7 protein-coding genes, 2 tRNA genes and 3 rRNA genes are annotated in these 13,384 nt (G+C 38.5%); 5 read left to right on the top strand and 7 right to left on the bottom strand.

Going from position 1 to position 13,384, the window contains the following annotated elements; translation table 11 throughout:
* From C8C83_RS14350 to thrS, 7 genes are all read right to left on the bottom strand, one after another.
* Window positions 1-1,725 carry a tetratricopeptide repeat-containing sensor histidine kinase gene (locus C8C83_RS14350; RefSeq protein WP_233566080.1) on the bottom strand — a complete coding sequence of 575 codons (1,725 nt, stop codon included), beginning with the start codon at window positions 1,723-1,725 and terminating at the stop codon, window positions 1-3.
* A 161-nt stretch (window positions 1,726-1,886) separates the two neighbouring features.
* Window positions 1,887-2,321 carry a carboxymuconolactone decarboxylase family protein gene (locus C8C83_RS14355; RefSeq protein WP_121329152.1) on the bottom strand — a complete coding sequence of 145 codons (435 nt, stop codon included), beginning with the start codon at window positions 2,319-2,321 and terminating at the stop codon, window positions 1,887-1,889.
* A gap of 78 nt (window positions 2,322-2,399) precedes the next feature.
* Window positions 2,400-2,960, bottom strand: coding sequence for a cyclic nucleotide-binding domain-containing protein (locus tag C8C83_RS14360; RefSeq protein WP_121329153.1), 561 nt, complete (start codon window positions 2,958-2,960; stop codon window positions 2,400-2,402).
* 149 nt (window positions 2,961-3,109) lie between these two features.
* Window positions 3,110-3,454, bottom strand: coding sequence for a 50S ribosomal protein L20 (rplT, locus tag C8C83_RS14365; protein WP_007810721.1), 345 nt, complete (start codon window positions 3,452-3,454; stop codon window positions 3,110-3,112).
* Between the two features lie 171 nt (window positions 3,455-3,625).
* Window positions 3,626-3,823: a 50S ribosomal protein L35 gene (gene rpmI / locus C8C83_RS14370; protein ID WP_007810722.1), complete on the bottom strand. Its 198-nt coding sequence runs from the start codon at window positions 3,821-3,823 to the stop codon at window positions 3,626-3,628.
* A gap of 104 nt (window positions 3,824-3,927) precedes the next feature.
* On the bottom strand, window positions 3,928-4,479 hold the full coding sequence (infC, locus tag C8C83_RS14375; protein WP_072974136.1) for a translation initiation factor IF-3: 552 nt from the start codon (window positions 4,477-4,479) through the stop codon (window positions 3,928-3,930).
* Between the two features lie 22 nt (window positions 4,480-4,501).
* Window positions 4,502-6,448 carry a threonine--tRNA ligase gene (thrS, locus tag C8C83_RS14380; RefSeq protein WP_121329154.1) on the bottom strand — a complete coding sequence of 649 codons (1,947 nt, stop codon included), beginning with the start codon at window positions 6,446-6,448 and terminating at the stop codon, window positions 4,502-4,504.
* Window positions 6,449-7,618: 1,170 nt separating this feature from the next.
* Here thrS and C8C83_RS14385 point away from each other — a divergent pair.
* From C8C83_RS14385 to rrf, 5 genes are all read left to right on the top strand, one after another.
* Window positions 7,619-9,132 (top strand): 16S ribosomal RNA (locus C8C83_RS14385).
* A gap of 133 nt (window positions 9,133-9,265) precedes the next feature.
* Window positions 9,266-9,339, top strand: a tRNA-Ile gene (locus C8C83_RS14390).
* A gap of 107 nt (window positions 9,340-9,446) precedes the next feature.
* Window positions 9,447-9,520, top strand: a tRNA-Ala gene (locus C8C83_RS14395).
* Between the two features lie 192 nt (window positions 9,521-9,712).
* Window positions 9,713-12,594, top strand: a 23S ribosomal RNA gene (locus C8C83_RS14400).
* Window positions 12,595-12,772: 178 nt separating this feature from the next.
* Window positions 12,773-12,882, top strand: a 5S ribosomal RNA gene (gene rrf, locus C8C83_RS14405).
* Together the 16S, 23S and 5S rRNA genes with 2 tRNA genes alongside form the textbook arrangement of a ribosomal RNA operon.
* Window positions 12,883-13,384 lie beyond the last annotated feature (502 nt).

Genomic DNA, 13,384 nt, shown 5'->3' on the forward strand with positions numbered 1-13,384 from the left:
TTAAACAGGAAATTTAATAAAAACGTTAAATCCCTTTTCCGGAACAGAATCAATATCAATTATTCCTTTAATTGCCAGAATCCTGTTTTCAACATTATGCAGTCCGTTTTTAAATGTTATTGTATTAAGGTCAATACCTTTTCCGTTATCGGTATAAGTTATTGCAACATTATTATTGGTCATTTTAAAAGTAATACCCACCAAAGAAGCATCGCTGTATTTTTTCATATTTACAAGTAATTCTTGTAATACCCTGTAAATTGTTATCTTTTTATTCTTTTCAATTTCATCCCATGGAATACTTTCCAGACCATTCACTAGTAAATTAATGTGAGGAGTATTGAAACCGGAAATCATTTTTTTTAGATAGAGTATATATTTTTCCGAAGTCACAATTGGGCTGCTTTCTTTAGAAATATCTCTCGTTCTTGAATATATAATATCCAGATTGTTTAATAATTGTTCTTTGTTTTCTGCTAACGAAAGGTTTTTGTTTTCTGCAAAAGCCATCGTATGGTAAATATCGTTAGCGAGTTCATCATGTAATTTTTTTGCAATACGTGTTTCACTCTTATAGGTAGCTTCAATTTTTTCGCGATTTCCTCTGGAAGTTAAATAGAAATAGAGGACTAAAATTAGACTTAGACTTAGAACAATAATTATGTACGAGATAATATTTTTGTTTTTTTGTCTTTCTAACTGTAATTCATTTTCTACTTTATATGTCTTGAGTTTTAAGTTTTCGTTTTTTTCTTTTTTGGAATCGTATTTAATTTTAGCAAATTGGTTTTTTGCTTTTTGCCTTATTTCAAAAACGCTATCAACAAGATTAACATACATTGTCGAGTACTTCTTTAGTTCTTTATTAGTGCTATTTGTGATTATTATCTTTAGAGAAGATAGTTTTTCGTCAGTATTATTTATAGAACTAAATTTTTCATAACTAAGAAGCATATATTTCTTTGCCAGCGAGGGATTGCTTTTTTCGTAGAATTTTGCAAAATGCATATAACTTTTTCCTAAGTCAAAAGGATTGTTTTTCTTTTTTCTAAGGTGTAGACTTTTGTTGAGAAAGTAAAGAGCTTTTACTGTATCATTAGTTTTGAAGTAGCAAAAACCAATATTATCTAAGGCTCTTCCCTGAAATATAGTATCATTAATGACTTCCTTCTTTAATATTAAAGACAGGAAAATTGAAAGAGCTTCTTTGTGTTTTCCTTCTTCCATCAATATAACAGCTATATTGTTTTTGGAAACAAGTTTACGCCATTCTTCTGTTTTTAATTCTAAAGCTTTTTGATTGTATAATATTGCTTTGTTATAGTCATAAGTATTTAAGTAGTTGATGCTTTGAATAACATAAGAATTCCATATCTGAGGAGTCTTTTGTGCATATTTTAAATACGGAAATACTTCTGTAAGTGTAGTTTCGCTTCCTGCATAATCCGCATGCATTTGCTGAATTTCAGCCATGCGATTTAATGTAGCTACATAATAGTCGGCATTGGTTATTGGATTACAAATGAATTTTGCCTTATTATAATAGTAAAATGCACTATCTAATTTATTGTTATTAAATAATGTGTCAGCAGTAGTAATTGCTTTTTGAACTTCGGCTTTTGTGTTTTTTTGTTGAGGAATTTTAAAATCCTTTTCTTGGCAGGATAAAAAAAATAGAAAAGTAAAATATATATATAGAGTTGAGCGCAATCTTTTTGGTATCATGCGTCAAAAATAACTATTTTTAGCTTTTAAAAAAGAGTATAAATACGGTATTTTGTGTGTTTGCCTAATTCTTTAGTATCTTAGTCTTGTCTAGTAGTATATACAAGAAAAACCTTTATTACGAGGTCTTTCTTGTAAATTTATTATAATATTATATTGTTTTATGCAGCTCTCATTCCTGTTGCTATTGCTAATCTGTTCCATGAATTAATGGTTATAATCAATAGAATAATTTCAGCAAGATATTTTTCATCAAATAGATTTGCAGCATTTTGATATACCTCGTCAGAAACGTGATTTGTAATTAAAGTTACTTGTTCTGTTAAAGCTAAAATTGCTTTTTCTTCTTCAGTATAAATATCAGCTTCGCGCCATGCATTTAGTAAATAAATTTTTTGCTCAGTGATTCCGTGTTTTCTACCATCAGCAGTATGCATGTTGATACAGTAAGCACAACCATTTATTTGAGATGCGCGAATTTTAATTAGTTCTTTATGAACAGGAGTTAATGAAGTAGTAGAAATGTATTTTTCTAAATTCATTAAAGCTTGATAAGCTTCTGGAGCAACTGTTGGGATAACGATTCTTGATTTCATTTTGATTATTTTTTAATGTTTGATACAAAGGTCTGGCATCTTTACATTAAAAAACTTGAAGTACTTCAAGAAATGAATTTAGATCTTTCCAGCTCTAATTTTACTCATAAATTCTGCAGAGAAATCAAGATAGGAGTGTGGAACTCGTTGTACAAACTCCGGATAAAAATCATTAAAATGATGGTACCTTTCTTCTGCCGACATAGTGAATAAAAACTTAATTCGCATTTGTGCAGCACCAAATGATTTTTGAGATACAATCCTGAAGTAACGTTCCAGTTTAGGAATCTCAATCAATAGCGATTCAAGGACAGATTTTTCAATTGCAATAACTTCTGTATTTTCAACAGCCTGAATATAAAAGTGTGATGCGACATGATTGTGATAACTTAAGTAATCAGTAATCCACCAATTTTCAATCCCGAACTGAAGTGTTTGCTCACTTCCTCTGGAGTTAATGATATATTGACGCATACATCCTTTTACGATGAAATACATCGTGTCACAAACCTGTCCTTCTTTTAATACGTGATCTTTCTTTTTTATAGAAGATAAAATTAAGCAAGATTCCAGAGTATCAATTTCTGAAGGTTCTAATGTTATAAATTTTTCTATATGTTGAAAGAGTGCTGTAAACATGAAGATAATCGTTTATACAAATGTACTTTTTAAAATTCAATTTGTAAAAGCATCTTTTTAAGGAATGGGGTTGAAAGCAAAAAGCCACTCGTTGTAACGAGTGGCTTTTCTATGATAAGTAAGTAATCTAAATTGAGTTTATAAAACGTTTATTTTACTTTATTAAGTATTGCTTTGAAAGCTTCAGGGTGGTTCATAGCTAAATCTGCAAGAACTTTACGGTTCAATTCGATTCCATTAGCTTTTACTTTCCCCATGAATTGAGAATAAGACATTCCTTCTAATCTAGCTCCAGCGTTGATACGTTGAATCCATAAAGCACGGAAATTTCTTTTGTTTTGTTTTCTATCGCGGTAAGCGTAGCACATTGCTTTCTCTACTGCATTCTTAGCAACTGTCCAAACGTTTTTACGTCTACCAAAGAAACCTTTGGCTTGCTTCATTATTTTTTTTCTTCTTGCTCTTTTAGCAACTGAATTTACCGATCTTGGCATAATTTTAATGTGTTTTTGTAGCAGGCGTCCTGAATTGAATCAAAGGAACTTAAAAGCCATACTCCAAGGTTATATAAATAATTTTTTAACCTAAAGACTATTAGTCAAAAGTTTTTAAAGTCGAATGTCGAAAGTCTTTAAGACTTTTGACTTTACAACTTTAAGACTTAATTAAATAATTCTTAATTGTTGTTTGATGCTTTTCATATCTGTAGAGTGAACTAGCGCTGAGTGTGTCAAAGCTAATTTACGTTTTTTAGATTTTTTAGTCAAGATGTGACTTTTAAAAGCATGCTTTCTTTTAATCTTTCCAGAACCAGTAACTTTGAAACGTTTCTTGGCGCTAGATTTTGTTTTCATTTTAGGCATTTTTCCTAGTGTTTTAATTTATTCTTACTTACTTATTTTTTTAGTTGTCAGTCTCGGTTTTCAGTTTACAGTGCGAAAACTGAAAACTGCGACTGCAAACTGTTTTACTTTTTCTTCTTCGGAGCAATGAACATAATCATTCTCTTACCTTCCAAAACTGGCATAGCTTCTACTTTACCATGTTCTTCTAAATCTGTAGCTAAGCGTAGTAATAAAATCTGTCCTTGATCTTTATAGATAATAGAACGACCTTTAAAGAATACGAAAGCTTTTAGTTTAGCACCTTCTTTCAGGAATTTCTCAGCATTCTTTCTCTTAAATTCATAATCATGCTCATCAGTCTGAGGACCAAAACGAATTTCTTTAACTACAACCTGCGTAGACTTAGCTTTTAAAACCTTATCACGTTTCTTTTGTTCGTAAACAAATTTCTTGTAATCCATGATTTTACAAACCGGCGGTTCAGCGTTTGGCGAGATTTCAACCAAATCCAATTCAAATTGATCTGCTAAACGTAAAGCTTCTGCAAGCTTAAATACACCTGGTTCGATGTTTTCGCCTACTAATCTTACTTCTTGTACACCACGAATATTATTGTTTATTCTGTGTGCATCTTTTTTTTCTACTCGAGGTTGGTAACCTCTGTTGCTTCTTATTGCTATGACTTTATAATTTAAGTTAAACTGTAAAAACTTTTAATGTCTTTTTTATTTCTTCGTTTACAATAGCGACAAATTCATCAATTGTAACTGTAATATTCCCTTTTCCTTCTTGCCCGTGACGACGGATCGAAATAGTTCCGTTTTTCTCCTCTTCCTCACCTACAATAAGCATAAACGGTATTTTTTGCATTTCGGCATCTCTAATTTTCTTACCAATAGTCTCGCTTCGGTTGTCAATTAGGGCGCGAATTTCGTGATTTTCTAGCAAATCTAAAACTTTTTTAGCATATATTTCGTATTTCTCGCTCAAAGACAAGATTATAGCTTGTTCCGGCATTAGCCAAAGTGGGAAATTTCCTGCTGTATGTTCTAGTAAAATTGCGATAAAACGTTCCATCGATCCAAAAGGAGCTCTATGAATCATAACAGGGCGATGTAATTCATTATCAGCGCCTTTGTATGTTAATTCAAAACGTTCAGGAAGGTTGTAATCTACCTGAATAGTTCCTAATTGCCATTGTCTTCCTAAAGCATCCTTAACCATAAAGTCAAGTTTTGGACCATAAAAAGCAGCTTCGCCATATTCAACAACTGTATTCAATCCTTTGTCAGCTGCAGCATTGATAATTGCATTTTCAGCTTTCTCCCAGTTTTCGTCAGTACCAATATATTTATCTCTGTTCTCTTTATCTCTTAACGAAATTTGAGCAGTAAAGTTTTCAAAACCTAACGAACCAAATACATAAAGTACAAGGTCAATTACTTTTTTAAATTCCTCATCTAATTGCTCCGGAGTACAAAAAATATGCGCATCATCCTGAGTAAACCCGCGTACACGAGTCAAACCATGTAATTCACCAGATTGCTCATATCTATATACAGTACCAAATTCAGCATAACGCTTAGGTAAGTCTTTGTACGACCAAGGTCTCACGTTATAGATTTCACAGTGGTGAGGACAGTTCATTGGTTTCAATAAAAACTCTTCGCCTTCTGCAGGAGTATGTATCGGCTGGAAACTATCAGCACCATATTTCGCATAGTGACCAGAAGTAACATAAAGCTCCTTTTGACCAATATGTGGAGTAACCACTTGCTCATATCCAGCTTTCTTTTGAGCTCTCTTTAAAAATTGTTCCAAACGATCTCTAAGCGCAGCACCCTTAGGTAGCCATAAAGGTAAACCTTGTCCCACTTTCTGAGAGAAAGCAAACAATTCAAGTTCTTTACCTAATTTACGGTGATCACGACGTTTAGCCTCTTCAAGAAGTTCAAGATATTCAGTTAGATCCTTTTGTTTTGGGAAAGAAGTTCCGTAAACACGAGTTAGCTGTTTGTTTTTTTCATCACCTCTCCAGTAAGCACCGGCAACACTCATGATTTTAAAAGCCTTGATAATACCAGTATTCGGGATATGTCCACCTCTACACAAATCAGTAAAAGTAGCATGATCACAAAACGTAATAGTTCCGTCTTCAAGATTCGAAATTAATTCAGTTTTGTAAACATTGTCTTTGTACATGGCCAAAGCATCCGCTTTACTAACCGGACGCATTTTAAATTCGTGTTTCTCTCTCGAGATTTCAAGAACACGATCTTCGATCTTTTTAAAATCAGCTTCAACAATTTTCTGATCTTCAAAATCAACATCATAATAGAAACCGTTAGCAATTGCAGGTCCAAGAGTTAATTTAATTCCAGGATACAATTCCTCAAGAGCTTGCGCCATTACGTGCGAAGTCGAATGCCAGAAAGCTTTCTTGCCTTCCGCATCATTCCAAGTATATAAAATAAGACTACCGTCGGTCGTCAATGGAGTTTCGGTTTCTATTGTTGTACCATTAAAAGATGCCGAAATCACGTTTCTTGCAAATCCTTCACTAATGCTTTTAGCGACCTCCATCGGAGTTACGCCCGAAGCAAACTCTCTAATTGACCCATCGGGTAAAGTAATCTTAATCATTGTTTATAATTTTGTGAATGCAAATATAACGCATTACAGAAATACATACAATACATATATTCATGTTTATACGATAATATGTAAGACTAAATTTCATAATTATTTTTAGAGCTATTTATTCATACTATATAACAGGGTTTGGTAATGCTGTCTGATAAGGTTCTACAAGGAACTTAGGTAATATGATAATTGTAAAACCACACTCCTTATATATAAGTAATAATCTCGATCCACAACCCGACAGATTTTCATCCCGAGGTTTCGGGACTGTGGGGTTTATTATTTGTACATATATATAAGAGTAGTCTTTGTCCAGCTGAGCGAAGTCGAAGCTTTTACGATAAGTATCAGGAGCTATTTCCCGCTATCCACTTCAATCTTTTGTGCCGAACCCCGGCACAAAAGGATTTTCGCTATTATCGGGGCTAGGGCAGAGGTTTTCAAAAGAAAGATCAGTCATGAAAATAAAAACTTAGCGCCTTTGTGCCTTTGCGAGATTAAAAAAGCCAAAGAAATCAAGTATAACGTCTTTGTGAGATTAATAAAACTCCAGTAAACTCCAGTTTAGCGATCTTCTTAAAACGCATCCAAACAAAAAGAGCCTTTGCATCTTTGCGTTAAAATCGCCCCAAAAGCATAAAATCCCAAAAACAGAGAAAAAACTTTGAGTTGTAAAAAACGCCAAACCAGCTACTTATAAAATATATTGAAAATAGTTTAAATAAAAGCTTGGATAAGTGAATAAAGGTGCTACTTTTGCACCCGCAACAGCGATAGACGTTCACTGAAATACTGACAAGCAAACGAATTAAAACGGAAAATTTATTTTCAAAAAAGATTTAAAAAAGCTTGTGAGATTCGAAAAGGGATATTACATTTGCACCCCGCAAAACATGGAAAGTTCATTGAAAGATTGGTAAGTTGAGAAGTTAAAAAGAAACGAAAATTTTCTTTAAAAAAACTTCAAAAAACATTTGCCAGTTAGAAATACTTTTTCTACTTTTGCACCCGCTTTGAGAGACAAGCGAAACAAAAAAGAAACACGTTCGTAGACATATTGAATTGACAGCCGTTTTAACAGAGATGTTAAAACAAAAGAATAAGAGTAATAGAATCGAGAGATTTGAAAAGAACCGATAGAGAAAACATCGCAATATAATATTAAAATATACGATGAAGAGTTTGATCCTGGCTCAGGATGAACGCTAGCGGCAGGCTTAACACATGCAAGTCGAGGGGTATAGTTCTTCGGAGCTAGAGACCGGCGCACGGGTGCGTAACGCGTATGCAATCTACCTTTTACAGAGGGATAGCCCAGAGAAATTTGGATTAATACCTCATAGTATAGCTGAATCGCATGATTCTACTATTAAAGTCACAACGGTAAAAGATGAGCATGCGTCCCATTAGCTAGTTGGTAAGGTAACGGCTTACCAAGGCTACGATGGGTAGGGGTCCTGAGAGGGAGATCCCCCACACTGGTACTGAGACACGGACCAGACTCCTACGGGAGGCAGCAGTGAGGAATATTGGACAATGGGCGCAAGCCTGATCCAGCCATGCCGCGTGCAGGATGACGGTCCTATGGATTGTAAACTGCTTTTATACGAGAAGAAACACTCCAACGTGTTGGAGCTTGACGGTATCGTAAGAATAAGGATCGGCTAACTCCGTGCCAGCAGCCGCGGTAATACGGAGGATCCAAGCGTTATCCGGAATCATTGGGTTTAAAGGGTCCGTAGGCGGTTTAATAAGTCAGTGGTGAAAGCCCATCGCTCAACGGTGGAACGGCCATTGATACTGTTAAACTTGAATTATTAGGAAGTAACTAGAATATGTAGTGTAGCGGTGAAATGCTTAGAGATTACATGGAATACCAATTGCGAAGGCAGGTTACTACTAATGGATTGACGCTGATGGACGAAAGCGTGGGTAGCGAACAGGATTAGATACCCTGGTAGTCCACGCCGTAAACGATGGATACTAGCTGTTGGAAGCAATTTCAGTGGCTAAGCGAAAGTGATAAGTATCCCACCTGGGGAGTACGTTCGCAAGAATGAAACTCAAAGGAATTGACGGGGGCCCGCACAAGCGGTGGAGCATGTGGTTTAATTCGATGATACGCGAGGAACCTTACCAAGGCTTAAATGTAGTTTGACCGATTTGGAAACAGATTTTTCGCAAGACAAATTACAAGGTGCTGCATGGTTGTCGTCAGCTCGTGCCGTGAGGTGTCAGGTTAAGTCCTATAACGAGCGCAACCCCTGTTGTTAGTTGCCAGCGAGTCATGTCGGGAACTCTAACAAGACTGCCAGTGCAAACTGTGAGGAAGGTGGGGATGACGTCAAATCATCACGGCCCTTACGCCTTGGGCTACACACGTGCTACAATGGCCGGTACAGAGAGCAGCCACTGGGCGACCAGGAGCGAATCTATAAAACCGGTCACAGTTCGGATCGGAGTCTGCAACTCGACTCCGTGAAGCTGGAATCGCTAGTAATCGGATATCAGCCATGATCCGGTGAATACGTTCCCGGGCCTTGTACACACCGCCCGTCAAGCCATGGAAGCTGGGGGTGCCTGAAGTCGGTGACCGCAAGGAGCTGCCTAGGGTAAAACTGGTAACTAGGGCTAAGTCGTAACAAGGTAGCCGTACCGGAAGGTGCGGCTGGAACACCTCCTTTCTAGAGCCTCAAATGTTAGTTGACTTGTCAACACGTTGAGGAAAAAAGATGTCTATTTATAGGTTTTGAATATTAAGATTCAATTACTCTTGCTGTTAATTTAAAAAAATAATGAAAAACTTAAGAAAAACAGAGTCTCGTAGCTCAGCTGGTTAGAGTACTACACTGATAATGTAGGGGTCGGCAGTTCGAGTCTGCCCGGGACTACTATTTAACTTAAGAAAGGAAATTCTGGAAGTTGGAATTCACCAAAAGAAATTAGAGAAGAATTAGAAATCTAAAATCTGAATTCTACAATCTAAGATTTAAGAAATGGGGGATTAGCTCAGCTGGCTAGAGCGCCTGCCTTGCACGCAGGAGGTCAACGGTTCGACTCCGTTATTCTCCACAAATTTAGTCGAAAGACTAAAGTCTGAAAGTCAAAAGTATGACTTTATGACCTTAGACTTTACAACTTTCGACATAAATAAAGTTCATTGACATATTGAGATAAGAAAATAATAAAAAGTAGAAAGCGTTTTTTACAATTTATTGTAGAAAACAAAAAAAAACGGTCTTGTTTTAAGTAACAAGATTGGTACAATAAGCAAAATAAGGGCGTATGGGGGATGCCTAGGCTCTCAGAGGCGATGAAAGGCGTGATAAGCTGCGAAAAGCTACGGGGACGGGCACACACCGATTGATCCGTAGATACCTGAATGGGGCAACCCACTATGTTGAAGACATAGTACACCGATAGGTGGGCAAACCCGCTGAACTGAAACATCTAAGTAGGCGGAGGAGAAGAAAACAAAAGTGATTCCGTAAGTAGTGGCGAGCGAACGCGGATTAGCCCAAACCAATGATGTTACGGCATTGTTGGGGTTGTAGGACCACGACATTTTATGTACAAGGAACCGGAAGTTACTGGAAAGTGACGCCATAGAGGGTGATAGCCCCGTATGGGTAACAAGTATAATAGATAGTGGTATCCTGAGTAGGGCGGGGCACGTGAAACCCTGTCTGAATTTGGCGGGACCATCCGCTAAGGCTAAATACTCCTGAGAGACCGATAGTGAACCAGTACCGTGAGGGAAAGGTGAAAAGAACCGTGAATAACGGAGTGAAATAGATCCTGAAACCATACGCTTACAAGCGGTCGGAGCCCTTTCGTGGGGTGACGGCGTGCCTTTTGCATAATGAGCCTACGAGTTAACGTTGCTGGCAAGGTTAAGTGGTTAAGCCACGGATCCGTAGCGAAAGCGAGTCTGAATAGGGCGCTTTAGTCAGTAGTGTTAGACGCGAAACCGTGTGATCTACCCATGGGCAGGATGAAGCTGTGGTAACACACAGTGGAGGTCCGAACCGGTTGACGTTGAAAAGTCTTCGGATGACCTGTGGGTAGGGGTGAAAGGCCAATCAAACTCGGAAATAGCTCGTACTCCCCGAAATGCATTTAGGTGCAGCGTTATGTTTAAAGTTATATAGAGGTAGAGCTACTGATTGGATGCGGGGGCTTCACCGCCTACCAATTCCTGACAAACTCCGAATGCTATATAATGTTTCATAACAGTGAGGGCTTGGGTGCTAAGGTCCAAGTCCGAGAGGGAAAGAACCCAGACCATCAGCTAAGGTCCCCAAATATACGCTAAGTTGAAAGAACGAGGTTTGTCTGCCCAGACAGCTAGGATGTTGGCTTGGAAGCAGCCATTCATTTAAAGAGTGCGTAACAGCTCACTAGTCGAGCGGACGAGCATGGATAATAATCGGGCATAAGCGTATTACCGAAGCTATGGATTTACAAGCAATTGTAAGTGGTAGGGGAGCATTCTAACAGGGTTGAAGGTGTATCGTAAGGTATGCTGGACTGGTTAGAAAAGAAAATGTAGGCATAAGTAACGATAATGCGGGCGAGAAACCCGCACACCGAAAAACTAAGGTTTCCACAGCTATGCTAATCAGCTGTGGGTTAGTCTGGTCCTAAGGCGAACCCGAAAGGGACAGTCGATGGCTAACGGGTTAATATTCCCGTACTACTAATTACTGTGATGGGGTGACGGAGTGATGAAAGCGCCGCGAACTGACGGAATAGTTCGTTGAAGTACCTACCTATAAGATCTGCAGGCAAATCCACAGATCTTGGGGAAATACGATAGTACTCGGAGTCTTCGGACAAAGAGATAGTGCGCCTAAGGGCTTCCAAGAAAAACCTCTAAACTTCAGGTAATTAGTACCAGTACCGTAAACCGACACAGGTAGTTGAGGAGAGAATCCTAAGGTGCTCGAGAGATTCATGGCTAAGGAATTAGGCAAAATAGACCTGTAACTTCGGGAGAAAGGTCGCCAGCGCAAGCTGGCCGCAGTGAAGAGGTCCAGGCGACTGTTTATCAAAAACACAGGGCTCTGCAAAATCGTAAGATGAAGTATAGGGCCTGACACCTGCCCGGTGCTGGAAGGTTAAGAGGAGATGTTATCTTCGGAGAAGCATTGAATTGAAGCCCCAGTAAACGGCGGCCGTAACTATAACGGTCCTAAGGTAGCGAAATTCCTTGTCGGGTAAGTTCCGACCTGCACGAATGGTGTAACGATCTGGACACTGTCTCAGCCATGAGCTCGGTGAAATTGTAGTAACGGTGAAGATGCCGTTTACCCGCAGTGGGACGAAAAGACCCTGTGCACCTTTACTATAGCTTAGTATTGACCTTGGATAAATGATGTGTAGGATAGGTTGGAGACTGTGAAGTGGCGTCGCCAGGCGTTGTGGAGTCATTGTTGAAATACAACCCTTTGTTTATCTGAGGCCTAACCCCATATTGTGGGGGACATTGCTTGGTGGGTAGTTTGACTGGGGTGGTCGCCTCCAAAAGAGTAACGGAGGCTTCTAAAGGTTCCCTCAGTACGCTTGGTAACCGTGCGTAGAGTGCAATGGCATAAGGGAGCTTGACTGAGAGACATACAGGTCGATCAGGTACGAAAGTAGAGCATAGTGATCCGGTGGTTCCGCATGGAAGGGCCATCGCTCAAAGGATAAAAGGTACGCCGGGGATAACAGGCTGATCTCCCCCAAGAGCTCATATCGACGGGGGGGTTTGGCACCTCGATGTCGGCTCGTCACATCCTGGGGCTGGAGAAGGTCCCAAGGGTTGGGCTGTTCGCCCATTAAAGTGGCACGCGAGCTGGGTTCAGAACGTCGTGAGACAGTTCGGTCTCTATCTACTGTGGGCGTTAGAAATTTGAGTGGATCTGATTCTAGTACGAGAGGACCGAATTGGACAAACCTCTAGTGTATCTGTTGTCCCGCCAGGGGCACCGCAGAGTAGCTACGTTTGGAAGGGATAAGCGCTGAAAGCATATAAGCGCGAAACCCACCACAAGATGAGATTTCTTTTAAGGATCGTGGAAGATGACCACGTTGATAGGCTATAGATGTAAAGGCAGTAATGTCATAGTCGAGTAGTACTAATAATCCGTAAGCTTATGTACACCTTTTCCCGCACCGCAAGGTGCGGGGAGAAACTTTCTAAAATAGTAAATAAAAGTACTTTTCTTTATCTCAATATGTTAAAATATTTGCTCGACGCAAGAGCAGTTGATGGTTAATAGTTGATAGTTGTTGGAGAAATCCATCAACCGACAACCAAAAACCAACAACTAAAAACCTTAAGGTGGTTATTGCGGCGGGGCTCACCTCTTCCCATCCCGAACAGAGTAGTTAAGCCCGCCTGCGCAGATGGTACTGCAGTTATGTGGGAGAGTATGTCGTCGCCTTTCTTTAAAGAATCCTCATCATTTATGTGATGAGGATTTTTTGTTTTATATGACTTTCTTAAAATAGCTGGTTTACCGCGAAGGGCGCAAAGTTTTTTTGTTATAGATCACGCTCATTAAACGCAAAGTTCGCAAAGCTTTATTAATATAGCTTTGCGAACTTTGCGTTTGTATAAAACCTTACGAATAAAAAAAACTTTGCGTCCTTTGGGGTTAAAATAATTAGTCAATGCAAAATATTTTATGTTTCTGCGCAGGTTTTTGTGTTGATCCAAAGTACGCTTAGAGGTGTTTTCTGTATTTAAATGTGTCTGGATATTTAAAGTGCGCAAAGCTTTGTTTTAGTACCGCATACAATACAAATGAATGAAAAGTCTTTTTAAGGATTGGAATTTTATCCCGAAGTTTTAGAATTGGAATTTCTGATAAAAAGTAAATCTCTTTTTAAACCGGAGCGCGTTAGAGATGGAAGCGATATCCTTTTGTGATAAACCAGACTTCTTCT

Source organism: Flavobacterium sp. 90 (genome assembly GCF_004339525.1).
In the GTDB taxonomy this organism is placed as follows: Bacteria; Bacteroidota; Bacteroidia; order Flavobacteriales; family Flavobacteriaceae; genus Flavobacterium.

Coding starts and splice junctions, on each gene's coding strand:
- C8C83_RS14360 (WP_121329153.1), bottom strand. CDS start 2,960: ATGTTTACAGCACTCTTTCAACATATAGAAAAATTTATAACATTAGAA.
- C8C83_RS14350 (WP_233566080.1), bottom strand. CDS start 1,725: ATGATACCAAAAAGATTGCGCTCAACTCTATATATATATTTTACTTTT.
- C8C83_RS14355 (WP_121329152.1), bottom strand. CDS start 2,321: ATGAAATCAAGAATCGTTATCCCAACAGTTGCTCCAGAAGCTTATCAA.
- thrS (WP_121329154.1), bottom strand. CDS start 6,448: ATGATTAAGATTACTTTACCCGATGGGTCAATTAGAGAGTTTGCTTCG.
- rplT (WP_007810721.1), bottom strand. CDS start 3,454: ATGCCAAGATCGGTAAATTCAGTTGCTAAAAGAGCAAGAAGAAAAAAA.
- rpmI (WP_007810722.1), bottom strand. CDS start 3,823: ATGCCTAAAATGAAAACAAAATCTAGCGCCAAGAAACGTTTCAAAGTT.